Here is a 20,446-nt window from a genome sequence, read left to right on the forward strand (position 1 = left end):
ACGTCATTCCCGCGAAAGCGGGAATCCAGCGACTTCAAAGGTTCTCGCACGAAAGGCACTGGATTCCCGCCTTCGCGGGAATGACGAGCAAGAGCAATGGGAACGGCAAGGGCAAGAACAACGGTAAGAGCAACGGCAACAACGCAAACGCCCTGCAAACGCCCGGTCCCGCACCCGCGACGGCCATCGACCGCCGCAGGCCCGCGAGCCGCGGTTACTCCTTGTGCTCGACCTTGTCGGTTTCCTTCACTTCCACCGCCGGCAACGACAGCGGCTCGTGGCTGAGCTGCTGCACCGGCTTTTCGCGGAAACGCTCGAGGATGTTCTCGACGCTGGTCGATTCCGGCAGCAGGCCGGCGTTGGCCAGCTTGGCGTTGAGATCGCCGTCGCCGCTTTCCGATTCCAGCTGCGCCGCCGCCTGCAAGCGCGCGCCGCGCTCGGCCTGGCGGGTCTGGATGCGTTCGAGCGAATCCAGCGCGGTGGTGACCTTGCCGGTGGCGCCGGAATGACGCGCGGCAACCGCGGTCTGGGCGCGCTGCACCGCTTCGGTGGCCTTGACCGTGTCGACCTGCTGCTTGACCCGCGCCAGCTTGCGTTCGGTGGCGGTGATCGCGGTCTTGAGCTGGTTGATGCTGGCGTCGTAGCTGTTGATCGCCTGCTCGTCGTTCTTCAGGTCGGTCTCCACCACCGCCAAGCGCTCGGCGACTTCGCGCGCCAGGCCTTCGTCGCCCTTGCGCAGCGCGCCGGCGATGTAGGTTTCGTACTCGGCCTTCTTGGCGAAGCGGTCCTTGCTGCGGTTGGCCTGCAGCTGGCGCTGCGCCATCACCTTGGTCAGCTCTTCCTTGGAACGGATCAGCTCGGTGCCGGCGTCGCGAATCTCCTGGTCGAGGATCTTCAGCGCATTGGCGTCGACGACGGCCTGGCCGGCCTCGTGCGCGGTGCCGCGGAACAGGGTCAGGATTTTCTGCAGGATGCTCATGCGCTCACCAGATAGGACTTGAGGGCTTCCACCGCGTCGATCGCGTTGTCGGCCAGGGTGCGGATTTCCAGCTCGATCTGCTCGGCGGTGGAATCGGGCGCCATTTCGCCGAACACGATGTAGACGTCGCGCTCGTTGATCGTGGTCAGGCCCAGGTTGGACAGCGGGTTGATCGGGTTCAGGCGCAGGCAGGCCTCGTTGAAACCGGCCGCGTCGCGGACCTGGCCGGCCTCGACCAGCGGGGTGGAGACGAAGATCTCGCGATCGGTCAGGGCGATGGTGATGCCCAGGTCGCCGCTGTCGGGCAGGGTCACCTGGATCGCGCCGTCGGCGGTCGGCACTTCTTCGACGTGCTCGGCACCGAAGGAAGCGCCCAGGCGGGTCAACAGTTCTTGTGTGGTCCAGCGGGACATAGGTCGGTCCTTGAAGGGAAAGGCTGACAGGCGCGGGGGCGTCCGGATCGCGGGGCGCGGCGGCGGGCGCCGTCGCGGCTCCAGCGATCATCGTCCGTGACCGAGCTCATGGATCGCAAAGGTTATAGGGGCGGGCGGCGGGCGGCGCAAGGCGCATAGGTCGCAAGTCATGCCCGCGCGATCGCGCGCGAGCCAGGCGCAGCGCGCGTTTGCGGCCGATCGGGCGCAGCGCGGCGGCGCGCGTCGCGGTCCAGCCCGCGCGGCGCGCGCTTGAGCTAAACTGTCCGGCGGAACTACCCGACCGGCATTCCCGGCCCGTGGCCCCTGCCCCAGCGCAGACGGCCGGCGGCGTCGTCTCGGCGGGTCCGTGCAGCGGCCGCGCCGATCCCCGGTAGCGGCCTCGTCGATGGCTCTATGTGCCCCGGTCGGGGTACACGCAATAGGTGGATCGTGCGCAATTACGACCTCGAATTCCTGAAGAAATTCTCGATGGTGATCGGCTTTCTCATGCTGGTGACCCTCGGCCTGATGATCGCGGCCTACTTCGTCCACAAGCAGTTGCCGCAGGAAATCGACCCGCGCGCGGCCAAGCGCACCGAAAACCGGATCGGTCCGGTCGGCGCGGTCTACGCCGGCGCGACCGGCGCGGCCTCGCAGCAGGCCGCGGTCGCCGCGGCGGCGGCCAAGGCCGCCTCGCAGGTCGCCTACGACGGCACCCTCGACGGCAAGGTGATCTTCGACAACCTGTGCGCGGGCTGCCACAAGTCCGGCGCCGGCGGCGCTCCGACCCTGGACGCCGCGCACTGGGCCGCGCGCATTCCGAAGGGCAAGGACACCTTGCACAAGCACGCGCTGGAAGGCTTCACCGGCACCAGCGGCGTGATGCCCGCGAAGGGCGGCAACCCGGCCCTGAGCGCGCAGCAGGTCGCCGCGACGGTCGACTGGATGCTCGACAACATAAAGTAAGCGCGCGGTTTCAGCGCTCGCCAGCTTGCAACGACGCCGCCTTCGGGCGGCGTTGTCGTTTGGGGATTCGGGATTCGGGATTCGGGATTGGGGATTGGGGATTCGAACTAAGCCGACGGGCTGCGAGGTCTTTTGTGGGAGGGCTTTCAAGCCCGACGCCTTCCGGTCCGATCGCCGCGTCTGATCGAAAAGCGTCGGGCGTGAAAGCCCTCCCACAAAAGACCCTGCGAGCCACGAAGTGGTCTGTCGGGAATCGGGAATCGGGAATCGGGAATCGGGAATCGGGAATCGGGAATCGGGAATCGGGAATCGGGAATCGTAAAAAGGCTCCGGTCGCCTCTTCCCTCACGCAAGGGGTTCCCCCCTTTGAAAAAGGGGGGCCAGGGGGGATTTGCTTTTGCTTTTGATTCACCGCGACCTGCGGCTAAAAGCCCCCCCCTTTTGCAAAGGGGGGAACAGCAAAAGCTGCGGGTACGTGGCTGTTGTCACCTGCCGGCAACCTCCTGCCTCCCAGCGCGCCTCCAGCCGCCGGTACTCACCACCGCCACCATCCATCCGCCACACAACACACGCGACAGCGCCACATGGCTGCGGATAATGGCCGCTCCAACGCCCACGCCGAGCCCGCCATGACGCGATTCCGCCCCGCCCTCGCCTTCGCGCCCTGCCTGCTGCTCGCAGCCTGCGCCACCGCCCCGCGCGCGGAGCGAGCGCAGGGAACGCTCGCGATCGGCGCGGTCCAGGGCCACGGCGTGGCCAGCGCGCTGGTCGGGCAGACGGTCACGATCGAAGGCCGGGTCACGCGCGCGCGCACAGCCGCGGACGCGGCGCCGGGCTGGATCGTGCAGGACGGCGGCGACGGCGACCCGGCCAGCTCCGATGCGATCTGGGTCACCGGCGCGGCCGCGGCGACCCTCGCGCCCGATCAGCTCGTGCGCATCACCGGCCGGGTCCGCGAGGCCGCGGTCGACGGCGGCCGCCGCGGCCCACCGCGCACACTCACCGCGATCGACGCCGAACGGATCGAACCGCTGACCTCGCGCGCGCAGCGCAAGGCCCTGGCCGCGATCGCGCCGGTCGCGATCGACGCCGCGCCCGATTGGTCGCGTTACGAGGGCATGCGCGTGCGCATCGCCGCGCCGCTGACCCTGGGCGAACGCGATCCGAAGACGCACACCCTCACCGCGTCCTTCGACGGCCCGTTGTGGCAACCCGGCGAACGCGCCGCGCCCGGCAGCGACGCGGCGCGCGCGATCGCCAGCGACAACGAACGCCGCCGCGTCGTGCTCAGCGGCGACGCGGCGACCCTGAGCGCGGCCGCATTCGCCGCCCGCAGCGGCAGCCGGCTCGACGCGGTCGACGGCATCGCCTGGCCGCTCGGCGGCCACGACGGCATCGTCCTCGCCGCCGCGCCGACGCTGCAGCCGGCGCCGCGCCCGCAAGCGCCGCAGGTCGCCGGCGACCTGCGCATCTCCGCGTTCAATCTGGAAAACCTGTTCAACGGCGACGGCCGCGGCGGCGGCTTTCCGACCCCGCGCGGCGCGCGCACCCAGGCCGAGTACCACGCTCAGTTGGCCAAGCTGGTCCAGACCATCCACACCCTCAACCCCGACGTGGCCGCGTTGATGGAACTGGAAAACGACGGCTACGGACCCGATTCGACCCTCGCCGACCTGGTCGCCGCGCTCGACCGCGCCGACGCGGCCGACGGCGGCGCGCAGGACTGGCGCTTCGCCGCGCCGTGCAAGCAACCGTGTCCGGCCGGCGTCAAAGGCCCGGGCGACGACCAGATCCGGGTCGGCCTGATCTACCGCGGCCAGCGCGTGGCCGCGCGCGGCCTGGCGGCGACCTTGCAGCAAGGCCCGTTCGGCCCGCTCGCGCGCGTGCCGATGGCGCAGGCGTTCACCGCGATCGGCGCCGGCAAGCGCGCCGGACCTGCGTTCGTCGTGGTCGCCAACCATTTCAAGTCCAAGGGCTGCGGCAAGAACGCGGCGGGCCTGGACAAGGACCAGGGCGACGGCGCGTCGTGCTGGAATGCCGCGCGCACCGAGTCGGCGCAACGCCTGGATGCGTGGCTCAAGACCGACCCGACCGGCAGCCGCGGCGAGCTGACGATGATCGTCGGCGACCTCAACGCGCACGCGCAGGAGCAGCCGCTGCGCGCGCTGTACGCGGCCGGCTGGCTGGATGCGTTCGCGGTGGCCAAGGTCGAATCGCCCTACAGCTATGTCTTCGACGGCGAACTGGGCCGGCTCGATCACGCCCTGCTGTCGCCGGCGCTGGCCGCGCGGCTGCGCGGCGCGGCCGAGTGGCATACCAATGCCGACGAACCCGAGCATGCGGGCTATCGCGACGGCGGCGCGGGGCCGTGGCGCAGTTCGGATCACGATCCGGTGTTGCTCGGGTTCGACTTGATGCCGCGTTGAGCGGCTGCAGATCGGCGCGATCCGATAGGAAAGCGTCGGGGCTGAAGCCGCTCGCACAAAAGACCTCGCAACACCGCTCGCGCTCGCGGCGGCTTTTTGTGGGAGGGAGCTTCAGCCCCGACGCTTTCCGATCCGGCGTCATCGAAACCTCATGGCGAAGCACAACCGGCAGCCGCTGTACTCGACCTGTCCACAAACCCCAGCCAGGCGCGCGCAACACACCGTCGTAACACCGCGCTCACCGCGCCCCGTATCATGCCGGGCATGAGCACCCCCGCCTTTCCCAGCGACGCTTCCACCGCGCTGAGCCTGCCCGGTCCGGCCGGCGCGATCGAGATGATCGTCGAGGCCGCCGAAGCGACGCCGCGGCCGATCGTGGCCATCGTCTGCCACCCGCTGCCGACCGAGGGCGGGACCATGCACAACAAGGTCGTCACCATGACCGCGCGCGCCCTGCGCGAGTGCGGCGCGGCGACGGTGCGCTTCAACTTCCGCGGCACCGGCGCGTCGCAAGGCGAGTTCGATCACGGCGACGGCGAAGGCGACGACCTGCGCGCGGTCGCCGCGTGGGTGCGCGCGACCCGTCCGGACGCGCAGCTGTGGCTGGCCGGTTTCAGCTTCGGCGCCTACGTTTCGCTGCGCATGGCCGACGAACTGCAGCCCAGGCTGCTGATCTCGATCGCGCCGCCGGCCGGCCGCTGGGACTTCGACCGGATCGCCCCGCCCAGCGGTTATCCGTGGATCGTGATCCAGGGCGAAGCCGACGAGATCGTCGATCCGCAGGCGGTCTACGCCTGGCTCGACGGCCTGCGCCAGCCGCCCGAGCTGGTGCGCATGCCCGACACCAGCCATTTCTTCCACCGCCGCCTGATCGACCTGCGCGGCGCGATCAAGCATTCGGTCCGCCCGCACCTGCCGCCGGAAACTCCGGCCAGTGCGTCGTCGAATCCGGCGCCCGACCCGGCCTGATCCGCGCCATCATCATCGCCTTCCGCATTGCCTCCACAGGATTCCCCACGATGCGCCACGCCCTGAGCCTCGCGCTGCTGTCGCTCTGCGCCAGCCTGGTTGCGGCCGGCTGGTCCGGCGACGCCGACGCCGCCGGCATCGCCTGCGCCAAGGCCGCCAGCAAGAACGAACGCGCGATCTGCGCCGACCCGGTGCTCGGCCGCCGCGACGGCGAACTCGCGCTGGCCTATCGCGCCGCGCTCAAGGCCAGCGCCTACGGCGGCCAGTTGAAGAAAGACCAGCTCGCCTGGATCAAGGAACGCGACCGCTGCGACGGCCAGGTGCGCTGCCTGCGCATGGCCTACGTCGAACGCCTGACCGAACTGCAGCCGGCCGCGATCGCCGGCAAGTTCCAGTGGGACGGCGACTGGACCCGCAGCGACGGCAATTCCACGCTCAGCCTCAAGGCCCTGGGCGAGGACAAATACCAGATCGAACTGCAGGCCAGCTCCGGCGCCAACACCGGCCTGCTGTCGGGCCGCGCGCGCGCGGCCAACGACAACGAGATGGTCTACAAGGGCAAGACCGGCGGCAACGGCGACAACACCCGCTGCGAGCTGACCTTCCACCGCTTCCACCGCCAGATCCAGATCGAACAGCAGCACACCAGCAACGACTGCGGCGCCGGCCTGGGCGTGCATTTCAGCGGCCGCTACCTGCCCGGCCTTGGCCAGGCGGTCGCGACCACCCAATGGAATCTGCTCGACCTGGGCATCGTGCTCAAGCCCGAGGACGATGCCAGCCTGCGCCGCCTGCTCGGCGACGACTACGACCTGCTGGTCGAACGCCTGGACGTGATCGACACCCGCGCCGACCAGGAAGGGCTCAACGCCACCGTCACCAACGGTTACGTGCGCGGCCTGGCCAGCGACATGCGCGCGCTGCTGATCCAGAGCGCGGACGGCGGCAAGTTCTGGGTCGCGATCCGCGCCCAGGACAAGCAGGACAAACCCGAACTGCGCTACTACAGCAACGACCCGGCCTGGACCGCAAAACTGCCGCAGACCATCGACACCTGGTCCGACGGCTACCAGGAACACCCGCCGGTGCGGCTGATGTCGGCCGGCGGCCGCGTGCTGCGCTCGCCATGAGCCAGGCCGCCGCACACTCCGCCGACACGATCGCGATGACGCCGTCGCAGGCCTACGCTGCCGGCGTCGCGCGCGGCGACTGGAGCGAGGACCCGGCCCAGCGCCCGGCCCTGCGCGAACTCGACCGCATCCACGCCGGCGTGCTCGATCCGCCCAGCCAGGGCCTGTTCGACCGCCTGCGCGGCAAGCCGCGCGAAGGCGTGCGCGGGCTGTACCTGTGGGGCGGCGTCGGCCGCGGCAAGACCTTCCTGATCGACCTGTTCTACGAACACCTGCCGATCGCCGAAAAACGCCGCACCCACTTCCACCGCTTCATGCGCGAGGTGCATGCGCAGCTGCGCACCCACGCCGGCGAGAGCGATCCGCTGGCCAAGATCGTGCGCGAATGGCGCGACCAATTGCGCGTGCTGGTGCTCGACGAGTTCTTCGTGATCGACATCGGCGACGCGATGCTGCTCGGGCGCCTGCTCGACCGCATGTTCGCTGAGGGCATGACCCTGGTGACCACCTCCAACACCGAGCCGGCCAATCTGTACGCCGACGGCCTGCAGCGCGACCGCTTCAAGCCGGCGATCGAGCTGATCGGGCGCCACTGCGAAACCGTGCTGCTCGACAGCGCCCAGGACTACCGCCTGCGCGCGCTGACCCGTTCGCCGGTCTACCGCGCGCCGCTGGATGCGCAGTCCGACGCCTGGCTGGCCGGGCGCTGGAAGGAACTGGCCGCCGGTTGCGCGGTCGCGAGCGGCCCGCTGCGCATCGAAGGCCGCGACATCCCGGTGCGCGCGCTCGCCGACGGCCACGCCTGGTTCGATTTCGCCGCATTGTGCGAAGGACCGCGCGCGGCCAGCGACTACATCGAGATCGCGACCGAATACCACACCGTGCTGCTCGGCGGCATTCCGCGCTTTCCCGGCGGAATTCACGACGACGCCGCGCGGCGCTTCATCAACCTCATCGACGAGTTCTACGACCGCCACGTCAACCTGGTGTGCACCGCCGACGAGGCGCCGACCGGCCTGTACCAGGGCCACCGCCTGAGCGCCGCGTTCGAGCGCACCGCCTCGCGCCTGATCGAAATGCAGTCGGCCGAATACCTGGCGCTGGAGCATCGCGGCTGAGGCCGCATGCGCCGCGATCGCGCGGTCGATCGTGGGCCGATCAAGATCGCGCGGCACCACACGGCACATCCGTGCTGCGCATCGCAACTCGCGCGAGCACCGGTTTGCGCGCGTATACCGCTATCGGCCACACCGCGACTGAACGCCGTGCCGGCGCGGCGCATGCCGCGTCCGCTCGGTCGCCGCGCGCGGTCGGGCGCGCGCAAAACCGTCGCTGCACCGCCACACGAAACGGCAAATACCCTGTTTTTCAGGGTTTTTTCTCACCCGCGACGAATCCGCGCGCGACCGCCCGGACGCGTTTAAACCTTCATTCGCAAGGGATTTTCCGGCCGCGGTGCGCGCGCGGACCGGCGCGCAACTGAAAAACAGCCACTATTTGCATCGAAAACTCTTGGCGGCGCGTCGAGCTTGCCCTACATTCCGCCTTGCCGAGGGGTTATCCAGGCAACCCATCCATCCAACGAGTCTCACCGGAAAAAACTATGGCTACGAAAAAACCCGCTGCAAAGAAGAAGGCCGCTCCGAAGGCTGCTCCGAAGGCCGCCGCCAAGCCGGCCGCTCCGAAGCCGATCAAGGAAGTGCTGAGCAAGTCCGCTCTGGTCGCTCACCTGGCCGAAACCACCGGTGTCGTCGCCAAGGACATCCGTTCGATCCTCGGCGCGCTCGAAGGCGCCGTGCATGCCTCGATCAACAAGAAGGGCGCGGGCGCTTTCACCCTGCCGGGCCTGCTGAAGATCACCGCCGTCAGCGTGCCGGCCAAGCCGAAGCGCAAGGGCATCAACCCGTTCACCAAGGAAGAGCAGTGGTTCGCCGCCAAGCCGGCCACGGTGAAGGTCAAGGTCCGTCCGCTCAAGAAGTTGAAGGACGCCGCGGCCTGATGACCGCTGATGCGGCGCGCCCTGGGCCGCCGCATCGCTCCGCTTTGCCGGACGCCGCCTTAGGGCGGCGTTCTGCTTTTTGACGAGCCGCTTCTCGCGTCGAGGCTTCCGGCGACTTGGTTTCGGCCATCCACGCGGCAAGCGATCGGGCCGTGTTTCGCGTCGTGCATGGCGACGCGCCCGAGGTTTGCGCAATCGGCTCGCCGAGGCTTCGGCGACACCATGAAAATCCTGAACGCGTCATTCGCGAGCCGCATTCAGCACGCGCTGCGCCGATGTGCGCGGATGTGCGCCATGGCATAGTGCGCACACTTGTTCTGGAGCAGTACCCGTGGATCCGATCAGCCTGGAAGAACTGGCGTTGCTGGACGTGTTGCAACGCATCGATCAGGGTCAGCCGCTGACCCGGCATTCGCGGGCGCTGCACGATCGGTTGATCTCCACCGCCCTGGTCGAGGCGGGCCTGATCGTTCCGGGCGAAGAACCCGCCCTGCAACTGACCGACGCCGGCGTGGAGCGCTGCAAGTCGCTTCGTCACCGCGTCGCCGCCGACACCGAGGCGCTGCAGGTGCTGCGCGAGCGCGAAGAGGCCGGCGCGCCGGCGCCGACGCAGACCGATGTCGCGCGCAGCGAGTTGAGCCAGATCGGCCGCGGCGACGCCGATTCGGCGACGATCGATCTGTCCCAGGCCGGTTGATCCGGCCGAACGCCTGCGCCTGACTCCGCCGCCGCGAGCGGCCCGGCCGACGCATGCGGCCGGATCGAAGCCAATCCGATCGCGGCAGCGCGCCGACTTGCATCGCGCGCGCCGGTCCCGATATCGGGTGTTCCCGACTTCGAAACCACGCCCACGCATGACGCCGTTCGATCGCCATCTCACTGCCTGGAAGCTCGTGCCCGACGGCGCGCCGATCCACACCCACAGCAGCGACCTGTTGCCGGTGCGGCGCGACGGCGAAGCGGCGATGCTGAAGATCCCGCGCGACGCCGAGGAAAAATTCGGCGCGCTGATGATGCGCTGGTGGGACGGCGACGGCGCCGCGCGCGTACTGGCCTTCGATCAAGACGCCCTGCTGATCGAACGCGCCTGCGGCCCGCGCTCGCTGAGCCACATGGCGCGCAACGGCCGCGACCAGGACGCCACCCGCATCCTGTGCGAGACCATCAACCGCCTGCACGCGCCGCGCCGCGCGCCGCCGCCTTCCGAATTGGCGCCGCTGACCCAGTGGTTCGCCGATCTGGACACCTATGCGCGCAGCCACGGCGGCGTGCTGGTGCGCTGCTGGCAGATCGCCCAGGAGCTGCTCGCGCAGCCGCGCGAGGTGCTGCCGCTGCACGCCGACATCCATCACGAGAACGTGCTCGACGCCGGTCCGCAACGCGGCTGGATCGCGATCGATCCCAAGCGCGTAATCGGCGAACGCGGCTACGACTTCGCCAATCTGTTCACCGACCCGGATGCGGACACCGCGCTGGCGCCGGGCCATTTCGAACGTCGGCTGGACGATGTGGTCGAGTACGGGCGGATCGAACGGCGGCGGTTGTTGCAGTGGATCGCCGCGTACCAGGGCCTGTCGGCGGCGTGGTTCCTCAGCGACGAGGAGGAACCGGCAAAGGAGTTCGCGATCATCGGCATGGCGCTGGCGCAGCTGGATCGGTGATCATCGCCCGATCGAACACCCGACCAATCGCGCGATGGAAAGCGCTCCCATGACCCGAATCCGTTCCTGGTGCCTGCTCGCGCTGGCGCCGATCATGCAGCTCGCGATGCCGCTCGCGCACGCCGCCGACCATTGCCGCGCCGGCGAAGTCGCGTATTTCGCCTGCCAGACCCGCGCCAAGAAGCTGATCTCGCTGTGCGGCGTCGCCGCCGGCAAGGCGCCGACCGCGCTGCATTACCGCTTCGGCCCGCCGGGCAAGGTCGAACTCGAATATCCGTCGGCGAGCGCCGCCGATTCGCTCGCGCGGTTTTCCTACAACGAGTACACGCGGGCGATGACGTACTACGTCGACATCGGCTTCGCCAACGGCGGCTATCGCTATGCCTTGTTCAAGCGCTACGACGGCACCGAATCGCCGGTCACCGATTACGGCGTCAGCGTGACCGCGCCCGATGGCCGCGACACCACCATCGAGTGCGTCGGCAAGACGATGCAGCGCCTGCCCGAGCTGGCGCCGGTCCTGCATTGCGACAAGGAGCATGCGTTCGGGTGTCCTGGCGGTTGATCGCTCATGGCGATCTTGCGCGACATGCTTCGCTTGAGGTCTTTGTGCGAAGGCTCTTACAGGGATGCCATGCAGCTTTTGCTTGAGCCTGAAGCCGCAGCAGTTCATCCAGCACTGCGAAGTCGCTAATTCGCGAGAACAACAGCACACCCGAAGGGCGGCGCACATGGATGTGCGCCGTGCGCCACCGAGACAGGATGTCTCGTGTGGCGCATGCCCGCGGAAGCTCCGCACGCGCGGGCCCTTGATTCAAAGAAAAGCGTTTTTCTTTGGTTACCTTTCTTTTGTCGCTTTTGACAAAAGAAAGTAACTCGGCCGCTTGCGGACGAAAGCCGTTGATCTTGCTTTTGGCTTAAAAAGCTCTAGAGCTTTTTAAGCCTTTAAAGCTGCAAGCAGGATCAAAAGCGTTCCGCCGCTGAAGCGGCGGGTCACTTTCTTTTGTCTAAAGCAACAAAAGAAAGGTAACCAAAGAAAAATGCTTTGTTGTGAATCAAGAGCCCGCGCGTGCGGTGCAGACGCAGGCATGCGCCACACGAGACATCCTGTCTCGGTGGCGCACGGCGCACATCCATGTGCGCCGCCCTATGGGTGTGCTGTTGTTCTCGCGAGCTCCGAGCTTCGCAGCGCTGGATGAACTGCGCCACTTCACACCCGAGCCGAATCTATATGGCCTACCTGTAGGAGCGGCGCAAGCCGCGACCGCGGGAAAACAACCACATCGCAAGCCGCGTCGTCGTAATGGCGCAGGGCGGCGAAGCCCATGCTATTCCCGGGCCATGCGCTGAATGCAATTTCGGGTGTCCGATCCGATCAATCGCAATTCAATAACGCAGCGAAAAAGAACCACGAACCACCCAATCAACACCACCCACCTCCCGCAAGCGATGTCCAAACCGGTGCTGGCGTCGCGGCGAAGTTTCAACGCTCCGCCGCGACCTCCCATCCACCGCCCAGCGCCTTGTACAGATTCACCTCGGCGGTCAACGCATCGCCCTGCAGTTGCAGCACGGTGAGTTCGGCGTTGAACAGGTTGCGCTGCGCATCGAGTTCTTCCAGGTACGAGGCGTAGCCTTCGTTGTAGCGGTTGTGCGCGATGCGCAGTGCTTCGCTCAGCGCCTGCCGCTGCTGCTGCGCCTGTTCGCGCTGTTCGCGCAGTTGCACGATCGCGGCCAGCGCGTCCTCGACTTCGGCGAACGCGGTCAACACGGTTTTCTGATAGCCCAGCACGGCCTGGTCGCGACGCGCGGCGCCAGCCTGGACCTGCGCACGCAGGCGGCCGTGGTTGAACAGCGGCGCCAGCACGCTGCCGCCGACGCTCCACAAGCGGATCGGGTCGCCGCGCAGCAGGCTGGAATCGAGGCTGCCGAGCGATCCGGTCAGTCGCAACGAGGGCAACAGTTGCGCGCGCGCGGCGTCCAGGCTGCTGTCGGCGGCGGCGATCTGCGCCTCGGCCTGGGCGATGTCGGGACGTCGGCGCAGCAGTTGCGAGGGCACGCCGGCCGCGGGCAGCGCCGGCGCGGCGATCTCGTCGAGCGCGCGCCCGCGCGGCACCGCCTGCGGCGCGCGGCCGAGCAGGACCGACAGCGCGTCTTCCTGGCGCCGGATCGCCAGCCGCAGCTGCGGCACGACCTGCGCGGTGGCGCGGTATTCGGCCTGCGCCTGGGCGAGTTCCAGGCGCGAACTGTAACCGGTGTCGAAGCGGCGCTGGGCGACCTTGAGCGCGCCTTCGCGCGAGACCAGCGTGCGTTGCGCGACCTCCAGCCGCGCATCGCTCGCGCGCAGGCCGAGGTACGCCGACGCGACCGCGGCTGCGACGCTGAGCCGCACGCTGTCGGCGCCGGTCTGGCTGGCCAGCAGGTTGGCGCGCGCGGCGTCGGTCAGCGCGTCGAGCCGGCCCCACAGATCGACTTCATACGCGGCCTGGAACTGCGGCTGGCTGACGTCGGAGATGTTGGCGCGCCCGGTCGCGGCGCTGACGCTGCGCGAGCGTTGCGCGCTTGCGGACAGATCGAGGGTCGGCCACTGCGCCGCGCCCTGCGCGTCGAGCAGCGCGCGCGCCTCGGCGACGCGGGCGGCGGCCAGGCGCAGGTCGCTGTTGCCGGCCAGCGCGGTGTCGACCAACCGGCTCAGCACCGGATCGTTGTAGCCGCGCCACCAGTCGCGCTGCACCGCGATGCCGGCGCCGGGCGCGTCGCGCCAGGCCGGCGGCGGTTCGAGCGTGGTCGGCGGCGGTGCGACGGTGACGCAGGCGGCAAGCGCGCTGACCGCCAACGCCAGCGAGGCGATGCGCAGCGAGGCGATCGGCGGCGCGCCGCGTCGTGTCGTGGCCAAGCGCGTGATCGCGACGCGCGGCGTCGGTGCGTGGATGCTCATCGGGCCGGATCCGTCCCGGTGGACGGCGGCGTGGGCGGCGCTTGCGCGGGTGTTTGCGATGCCGGTGCTTTCGAGGCTTGGTCACTCGCGCTGTTCGCGTGCGCGGCGTCGCTCGCGCCCGGCGCCGAAGCCGGATTCGAACCCGCGCGTTGCTCAGCCGGCGTGTTCGCAGGCGCGGCAATCCCCACACCCGCCGCATCGCGCGCTGCATTTGTCGCCGCGGCTTGTTCGTCGCGACGCACCGCGTCTTCGTCGACTTTGCTCGCGGTGTCGACCGTGGCTTCCACCGACATGCCCGGACGCAGGCGCGCGGCGAGTTCCTGATCGGCGTCGATCGCGATCCGCACCGGCAGGCGCTGCGCGACCTTGGTGAAATTGCCGGTGGCGTTGTCGGTCTTGATCACGCTGAATTCCGAACCCGTCGCCGGCGACAGGCGTTCGACATGCCCATGCAACACCGCGCCGTCGAGCGCATCGACCCGGAACGAGGCCGCTTGTCCAGGACGAATGCGCGCGGTCTGCGATTCCTTGAAGTTCGCCACCACCCACACCCGCGACGGCACCAGTTGCATCAACTGCGTACCCGGCGTGACGTACTGGCCCAGGCGCACGCCGATCTCGCCGAGCTGGCCGTCCTGCGGCGCGTGGATGCGGGTGTTGGCCAGATCGATTTCGGCCAGCCGCAACGCCGCCTCGGCGTTGGCGACCGCGGCGGTCAGCGCGTCGCGGTTGACGATCACCGAACGCACGTCTTCGTCGGCCGAACGCCGCGCCGCCTGCGCCTGGCCCAGGCCGGCCTCGGCCTGACGCAAGGCGGCGAGGGTCTGGTCGCGCTCGCGCAACGACAGCGAGCCGTCGCCGACCAGCGCGCTGGCGCGGCGCATGTCGGCCTGGGCGCGCGCGAGGTTGGCCTGCGCGGCGGCGAGCTGGGCCTCGACGTTGGCGACCGCGGCTTCGCGCACGCGCCGGGCCTGGGTCGAGTTGGACAGATTCGCCTGCTGCGCGGCCAGATTGGCGCGCGCCTGATCGACCCGCTGGCGGTAATTGCGATCGTCGAGTTCGACCAGCACCTGCCCGGCCTTGACCCGCATGTAGTCCTGCACCCGCACCTGGGCGACGTAGCCGTCGACCTTCGGCGCGACCACGGTGACGCTGCCGCGCACGTAGGCGTTCTCGGTGGTCTGGCGCGCGCTGGAGAACGGCCACAGCCGCCACGCGTACAGGATCAGCAGCACGCCGACGATCGCGATCACGATCGCGGGAATGGTGGCTTTGGACTTGAAGGGCGTCTTCAAAGGCATGGGGCGTCCTTCGGATCAGGGGCGGGCGGGAGCCGCTGGCGGGGATTGGATCGCAACGGCCGTGGTGGGCGCGTCGTCGGGTGGATCGGCGGGCGCCGGAGCGGCGGCGGGCGGACCGAACGGGCCGGGCACCTGCGAAGCGAAGCTGATCACGGTGTGGCCGCGCCGCCACAGCTGCCAGCGCATCAGCATGGCCCACACCAGCACCAGCGCGGCCAGCCAGGCCACCGCCAGGAACACGTCGTTGTAGGCCAGCACCCACGACTCGCGGGTGACCTGCTGGCTCAGCGAGCTCAGCGCCTGATTGCCGCGCGCGGCCGGATCACCGACCACCCGCGCGACCGCGCCGCCGAGCTGCTGGGTGCGCAGCACCACCTGCGGATCGCCCAGGCTGAGCTGGTTCATCAGCTGCTGGTAATGCGCGGTCTGTTGCCGGGCGAGGTAGGTGCCGAGCACCGCCGAGCCGAGCAGGCCGCCGAGCGCGTTGGTGGTGCTGAACAAGACGATGAAGGTGACGAGGTTGCGCACGCCGTCGGCGACCACCCGCACCAGCGCGAGCAGGATCGAACTGGCCAGGAACATCGAGGCGGCCATCGCGATCAGGGTCTGGGTGATGTAGAAATTCGCCGGCCGGGTCAGGTTGGTCGCGTGCGAATCGATGTAGGCGCACACCCCGACGATCGCCACCGCGATCAGCCCGAGCACGTCGAAGCGCTGCTTGGGCAGGAACGGCAGGGTCACCACGAACCCGCCGACCGTGCCGATCAGCACCAGCCAGAACATCGTGTGCATCTGGTCGTTGAGCAGGCCGAGCACGTTGAGCAGGCCGACCGCGCCGACCGATTGCTCCGACAACACCATGCGCGACAACACGATCGCCAGCCCCAGCCGCACCATGTAGCCGCCGTGCAGCAGCCAGCGGATGTTGACCATCGGCCTGGAGCGGTTCATCTCGATCACCACGAACGCGCCGGCGCAGATCACCGCCGCCACCAGGCATTGGCCGAGCCACGGCGTGTCCAGCCACCAGCGCAATCGGCCCTGGGTCAGCACCACGCACACCAGCGCGATCGCGCTGGCGTACAGCGGGAAACTGGCGATGTCCCAGCGGTCGAACATGTTCTGACGCGGCACCGGGGTGACCCGCAGCAGGTTGATCGCGGCCAGGCAGGCCAGCGCCAGCCCCAGTTCGAACATCACGATGCCGTGCCACTGCGCGTTGAGCAGCAGGCGCTCGGCGATGATCCGCGAGATCGGCGCGCCGGTCTGCAGCGCGGCGAAGCCGAACATCAGGCCGACGATCTTCTTCGGCCCGGTGAACACCTCGGCCATGTACAGCACGGTCATCGAACTCAAGGGCGCGGCCGCGATGCCGAGCGCAGCGCGCGCGGCGATCGCCGAGTCCAGGTCGTTGGCGAGCAGGTGCACCACCGCGGCGACCACGAACAGGCCGATGCCCAGGTCGGCGAACAGGCGCAGGCCGTAGTGCAGGCGGAACTTGGTCAGCAGCAGGCTGGCGGGGATGTTGGTGGCGAAGTAGGCGGTCAGCAGCCAGGTCGCCTCGGCGCTGGTCGCGCCGAGCGCGCCCTGCACCTGCTGCAGGTTGGACGCGACCAGGTTCATGCCCAGGCTCTGGGTCAGGCCGAGCAGCAGCGAGATCGAGACGAAGGCGGCGATGCGCCAGCGCGACATCGGCGCGGGCGCGGCGGGCGGACCGGCCGGCGGCGATGCGTCGGTGGGTGGCGGTGTGCCTGCGGCGGGCGGCGGCGCGCTCGCGGGCGGCGCGGCGTCAGCAGCCGATAGCGAGGGGTCGGTGGCGGAGGTGCTGGCCATGGATCGAGGCACGCGGCTCCGGCGGGTTGCAGGCGTTAGTAGGCAACAGCGGGCGGTCAAGGATCAAGCGCGCGTGTGTCGGCTGGGCTGTCCCATTACGCCGGAATACTGCGCCGCGTACGTCGGCGGGATGTGATGCAGCGCCGGGTTCGCTATCGTGCGCGGGTCGCCGCCGCGACCGGGTTCAGGGGGAAACCGGCGTTGGTGCGCGATCCACGGAACCTGCATGAGCACCGAAGAAGATCCGTACCGCCGCGTGCTGGCTCAACCCGCACGCGGCCCGCTGCAGCTCGGCGACGAGCCGTTGCAGTTCAGCACCAACCGCGAGGAGCGCAATCGCGCGCCCAGGAACCTGGGCGGCTGGCTCAGGCTGGTGACCTTGATGATGTTGGTCTCGCCATTCAACTTGATCGGCGGCGTGTTCATGACCTTGGATACGGTGGGGCAACTCGCCGCCGAGAGCACGGTTATACAACCGACCGCTCGGCTCGCGGTGATGATGCACGTAGCAGGCAGTGGCCTGTTGTTGCTGGTCAATCTTGTCGCGCTGGTGTTGCTGTTCCTCAAATCGCGCTGGTTCCCGCGTGTGTTCATCGGCTGGCTGTTAGCGGACCTGACGTTGATTATCGCCACGGTACTGCTGCTCGGACGTGCCGGCGACGCGCCGGCGGCGCTGGAGTACCACTTCGATTCGTTCCTGTGGCGCGCGCTGATGTTCGACAGTTTGTGGATCGTTTATGCGCTGTTGTCCAAGCGCGTGAAGAGTACGTTCGTTCCCTGAAACCGCCGCGGGGTTCGGTGGCGATTTGCGTGAGTTTCGCCACGCCGATCGCTTGGGTGCATGGCCTGGCGGGGATGTCGGCCGTTTCGCCGATGGGGCTTGTAAGCCACGTTCGCGAAACATGACAAGCGTCGTGGTTGTGAGGTCACGGTCGCGGCTTGCGCCGCTCCTACAGGGAGGGGGCGCCGATGGTCACAGGAACTGCCTGTAGGAGCGGCGCAAGCCGCGACCGCAACACCACAAAAGCGTCGCAACCCCGATGCCGATGCGCGCCCCGATTACCCGCTCGCCACCCCACGCCGCCGCAACGCCAACAACCCATACACCGCCACCAGCACGACCAGCGACACCGCGATCGCGCCCCATTGCTGCGCCGTCATCGTCGCCAGGATCGCCGCCATCGTCAGCACCGCGAGCAACGGCATCGGCCAGCTGCCGCCGGGCATGCGGAACGGTTCGCCCGCGCCGCGCAGGTCGCGCGCCTGCGCGCGCCACGCCGCGATCGACACCGCCGCGAACAGCAGGCAGATCGCGCCGCCGGAGATCAGCGCCAGGCTTTCGAAATTGCCGATCAACGCCAGCACCAGGGCGATGCCCGCATGCGCGAGCAGGCCCACGCGCGGCACGTGGTAGCGCGCATCGACCCGGCCGAACGCGCGCGGCAGATAGCCGTCGCGGCCCAGCGCGAACAGCAGGCGAGAGGACGAGAACAGATTGCCCATCAGGAAACCGGTCATCGATACGCCGGCGGTGATCAGCAACAAGCCGTGCGCCGGCGACCAGATCGCGCCGGCCGCGTCGGCCACCGGCGCGGTGCTGCCGGCCAGGCGCGCGCCGAGCAGGCCCTGGCAGGCGACCTGGATGCCGATGTACAGCAGCACCACGACCACGATCGCCGACAAGGTCGCGCGCGGCACGTGGCGGGCCGGATCGCGCACTTCGCCGGTCGGCACCAGCGCGGTCTCCATGCCCGAATAGGCGAACACCACCAGCACCATCGACGAGCCCAGCGCGCTCCACGACGGCAGCTGCGTCCAGCCGACCTGGCTCCAGTCGACGAAGAACAGGCCGACGCTGGCGAGCAGGAACAACGGCGTGAGCTTGAGCGTCGCCAGCAGCACGATCATGCGCGCGCCGAGTTTCACCCCGAAGGCATTGAGCGCGAACAGCGCGGCGTAGACCGCGGCGATGAACACGCCGCGCGGCAGCGGGTCGCGGAACAGCGCCCAGGCGTTGCCGGCCTGTTCGGCCAGCGCCGCGGCGACGCCGGCGCTGGAGGAGGTGTTGCAGATCCACATCAACGCGCCGGTGAGGAAACCGGCGAACGGCCCGAACGCGGCGCCGACGAAGGTGTACGGCCCGCCGGTCGCGCTGGCGCGGCTGCCGATCGCCGAGAAGCACAGCGCGATCGGGATGATCGCGATCGCGCCGGCCACGAACACCAGCGGCGCGCTCGCGCCCATGCGTCCCATCAGCAGCGCCGGCAGCATGAAGATGCCGGCGCCGACGATGATGTTGATGATCGAGGCGCCGAGCTGGAACGGGCCGAGCGCGCGTACCAGGGCGGCTTCGCCTTGCAAGGCGGCAGGCGCCGCGTCGGTTGCGTCCGCGTGGCCGTTGTTTGGTCGACCGCTGCCTGCGCGGTCGTCGCTCGCTACCGTTGCGGTCGCGCCGATGTGCTGCGCGCGCGGCGGCGACGGGTCGGCGGAGGACGTCGGAACGGTCGGATCGACAGCGGTCATGGCGGCTTCCCGGCGGGTCGGGCGCAGCCTCGCATGGGCGTGGGGGAAAGGCGAGGTCAGGTGCAGCAAAAGAGGATTTGGCGCGCGACTGCATCACCGCCCGCACCTTCCGTTGCAGCACGGAGCATTAGGCACTCTCCCGCCATCGCGCATGCAGTTCCCCCCTTTGAAAAAGGGGGGTTAGGGGGGATTTGCTCTTGACCGCAAATGCTGCGTGGCTGCGATCAAGGTCGGGTCTGTTACCGGGAGCTGCGGCATCGGCTGGCGAGCAAAAGAAAACCCCCCTACCCCCCTTTTTCAAAGGGAGGAAAAGCGCCTGGCGGGGACTGTGTTTGCGATCTTCGGCGTGACCGCATGCGATGTCGTCGGCGAATACAGCCACCGCGACGCTCGCGGACTCACATCCCCTCGCGCATGAAATCCACGAACACCCGCAACTTCGTCGGCAGTTGCTTGCGCGCCGGGTAGTAGATGTAGAACCCCGGAAACGGCGGCTGGTAATCGGCCAGCGCCTCGACCAACCGCCCGGACCGCAGGTCCTCGCGCGCGATCGGTTCGAACAGCTGCGCAAGTCCCAATCCGGCGCGCGCGGCGCTCAGGATGATCATGCCGTCGTTGCAGATCAGCCGGCCCTGCACGTCGACTTCGAAATCGCGGCCGTCGCGGCTGAACTCCCACGGGTACAGGCGCCGGCTGCCCGGCAGGCGCAGGCGGATGCAGTCGTGACCGACCAGATCCTGCGGCGTGCGCGGCGGCGGATGATGGTCGAAGTACTCCGGCGTGGCCACGATCACCTGCCGCTGCAGCCCGCCGACCGGCAACGCGATCATGTCGCGCGCCAGGCATTCGCCCAGGCGGATGCCGGCGTCGAAGCCGCCCGCGACCAAATCGGCCAGCGTATCGTCGGCGAACAACTCCACCTCCAGCTCCGGATAGCGCGCCAGGAACGCCGGCAACCGCGGCTCGATCAGGATCTTGGCCGCGGTGCGCCCGACGTTGATGCGCAGCCGCCCGGTCGGCCGGTGGCGGACCGCGTCGAGGTCGTCGAACGCGGCCTCGATCTGCGCCAGCCCCGGCCCGATCTGATCGAGGAAGCGCGCGCCGTGCTCGGTCAGGCCGACCTGGCGGGTGGTGCGGTTGAGCAGCCGCACCCCGAGCTTGCTCTCCAGCGCGCGGACGGTCTGCGACAGCGCCGACGGCGACACCTCCAGCTCGGCCGCGGCGCGGGTGAAGCTGCCGAAGTGGGCGACCTGGGCGAAGGCCACGACGGCGGGCAGAGGATGGGCGGCCATGACGGCTCCCGAAGCG

General features: G+C 68.9%; 18 protein-coding genes. 11 read left to right on the top strand and 7 right to left on the bottom strand.

Annotation, left to right across the window (positions count from 1 at the left end):
* Positions 1–214: 214 nt before the first annotated feature.
* On the bottom strand, positions 215–979 hold the full coding sequence (locus KME82_RS26065) for a PspA/IM30 family protein (RefSeq protein WP_215496629.1): 765 nt from the start codon (positions 977–979) through the stop codon (positions 215–217).
* Positions 976–1,392: a YjfI family protein gene (locus KME82_RS26070; protein ID WP_215496630.1), complete on the bottom strand. Its 417-nt coding sequence runs from the start codon at positions 1,390–1,392 to the stop codon at positions 976–978. The genes KME82_RS26065 and KME82_RS26070 overlap by 4 nt, the downstream gene beginning before the upstream one ends.
* Positions 1,393–1,842: 450 nt before the next feature.
* On the opposite strand from KME82_RS26070, the gene KME82_RS26075 reads away from it, so the two are divergent.
* From KME82_RS26075 to KME82_RS26115, 9 genes are all read left to right on the top strand, one after another.
* On the top strand, positions 1,843–2,358 hold the full coding sequence (locus KME82_RS26075; protein WP_215496631.1) for a c-type cytochrome: 516 nt from the start codon (positions 1,843–1,845) through the stop codon (positions 2,356–2,358).
* A gap of 629 nt (positions 2,359–2,987) precedes the next feature.
* Positions 2,988–4,784 (top strand): ExeM/NucH family extracellular endonuclease, encoded by a 1,797-nt coding sequence (locus KME82_RS26080; RefSeq protein WP_215496632.1) that lies wholly within the window; start codon positions 2,988–2,990, stop codon positions 4,782–4,784.
* 264 nt (positions 4,785–5,048) lie between these two features.
* Positions 5,049–5,753 carry an alpha/beta hydrolase gene (locus KME82_RS26085; RefSeq protein ID WP_215496633.1) on the top strand — a complete coding sequence of 235 codons (705 nt, stop codon included), beginning with the start codon at positions 5,049–5,051 and terminating at the stop codon, positions 5,751–5,753.
* Positions 5,754–5,803: 50 nt separating this feature from the next.
* Positions 5,804–6,883: a lysozyme inhibitor LprI family protein gene (locus KME82_RS26090; protein WP_215496634.1), complete on the top strand. Its 1,080-nt coding sequence runs from the start codon at positions 5,804–5,806 to the stop codon at positions 6,881–6,883.
* Positions 6,884–6,918: 35 nt separating this feature from the next.
* On the top strand, positions 6,919–8,001 hold the full coding sequence (gene zapE, locus KME82_RS26095; RefSeq protein WP_215499221.1) for a cell division protein ZapE: 1,083 nt from the start codon (positions 6,919–6,921) through the stop codon (positions 7,999–8,001).
* A gap of 485 nt (positions 8,002–8,486) precedes the next feature.
* The gene (locus tag KME82_RS26100; protein ID WP_096417861.1) at positions 8,487–8,882 is read left to right on the top strand and encodes an HU family DNA-binding protein; all 396 of its coding nucleotides are present in this window, start codon (positions 8,487–8,489) and stop codon (positions 8,880–8,882) included.
* 331 nt (positions 8,883–9,213) lie between these two features.
* Positions 9,214–9,579, top strand: coding sequence for a hypothetical protein (locus tag KME82_RS26105; protein WP_215496635.1), 366 nt, complete (start codon positions 9,214–9,216; stop codon positions 9,577–9,579).
* A 157-nt stretch (positions 9,580–9,736) separates the two neighbouring features.
* Positions 9,737–10,543, top strand: a complete 807-nt coding sequence (locus KME82_RS26110) for an aminoglycoside phosphotransferase family protein (RefSeq protein ID WP_215496636.1) — start codon at positions 9,737–9,739, stop codon at positions 10,541–10,543.
* A gap of 49 nt (positions 10,544–10,592) precedes the next feature.
* Positions 10,593–11,108 (top strand): hypothetical protein, encoded by a 516-nt coding sequence (locus tag KME82_RS26115; RefSeq protein ID WP_215496637.1) that lies wholly within the window; start codon positions 10,593–10,595, stop codon positions 11,106–11,108.
* A gap of 918 nt (positions 11,109–12,026) precedes the next feature.
* On the opposite strand, the gene KME82_RS26120 is transcribed toward KME82_RS26115, so the two are convergent.
* Genes KME82_RS26120 through KME82_RS26130 form a run of 3 tightly spaced genes read right to left on the bottom strand, consistent with a single transcriptional unit; the run spans position 12,027 to position 16,474 of the window.
* Positions 12,027–13,481 (bottom strand): efflux transporter outer membrane subunit, encoded by a 1,455-nt coding sequence (locus tag KME82_RS26120; RefSeq protein WP_215496638.1) that lies wholly within the window; start codon positions 13,479–13,481, stop codon positions 12,027–12,029.
* Complete coding sequence (locus KME82_RS26125) at positions 13,478–14,782, bottom strand: HlyD family secretion protein (protein WP_215496639.1); 1,305 nt, start codon at positions 14,780–14,782, stop codon at positions 13,478–13,480. The genes KME82_RS26120 and KME82_RS26125 overlap by 4 nt, the downstream gene beginning before the upstream one ends.
* Positions 14,783–14,797: 15 nt before the next feature.
* Entirely contained in the window at positions 14,798–16,474 is a 1,677-nt protein-coding gene (locus tag KME82_RS26130) for an MFS transporter (protein WP_215496640.1), read from the bottom strand.
* Between KME82_RS26130 and KME82_RS26135 the strand changes: the two genes are divergently transcribed.
* Together KME82_RS26135 and KME82_RS26140 are read left to right on the top strand one after the other, a co-directional pair.
* Complete coding sequence (locus tag KME82_RS26135; protein WP_215496641.1) at positions 16,458–16,751, top strand: hypothetical protein; 294 nt, start codon at positions 16,458–16,460, stop codon at positions 16,749–16,751. The two genes, KME82_RS26130 and KME82_RS26135, sit on opposite strands and share 17 nt — an antisense overlap.
* Positions 16,752–16,841: 90 nt before the next feature.
* Positions 16,842–17,396 (top strand): DUF2569 family protein, encoded by a 555-nt coding sequence (locus KME82_RS26140; protein WP_215496642.1) that lies wholly within the window; start codon positions 16,842–16,844, stop codon positions 17,394–17,396.
* Between the two features lie 278 nt (positions 17,397–17,674).
* Here the strand turns inward: KME82_RS26140 and KME82_RS26145 are convergent, their stop codons facing one another.
* On the bottom strand, positions 17,675–19,138 hold the full coding sequence (locus KME82_RS26145; protein WP_215496643.1) for an APC family permease: 1,464 nt from the start codon (positions 19,136–19,138) through the stop codon (positions 17,675–17,677).
* 398 nt (positions 19,139–19,536) lie between these two features.
* Positions 19,537–20,430: a LysR family transcriptional regulator gene (locus tag KME82_RS26150; protein ID WP_215496644.1), complete on the bottom strand. Its 894-nt coding sequence runs from the start codon at positions 20,428–20,430 to the stop codon at positions 19,537–19,539.
* Positions 20,431–20,446: the final 16 nt, after the last annotated feature.

This window comes from Lysobacter capsici, assembly GCF_018732085.1.
Lineage (GTDB): Bacteria > Pseudomonadota > Gammaproteobacteria > Xanthomonadales > Xanthomonadaceae > Lysobacter > Lysobacter capsici_A.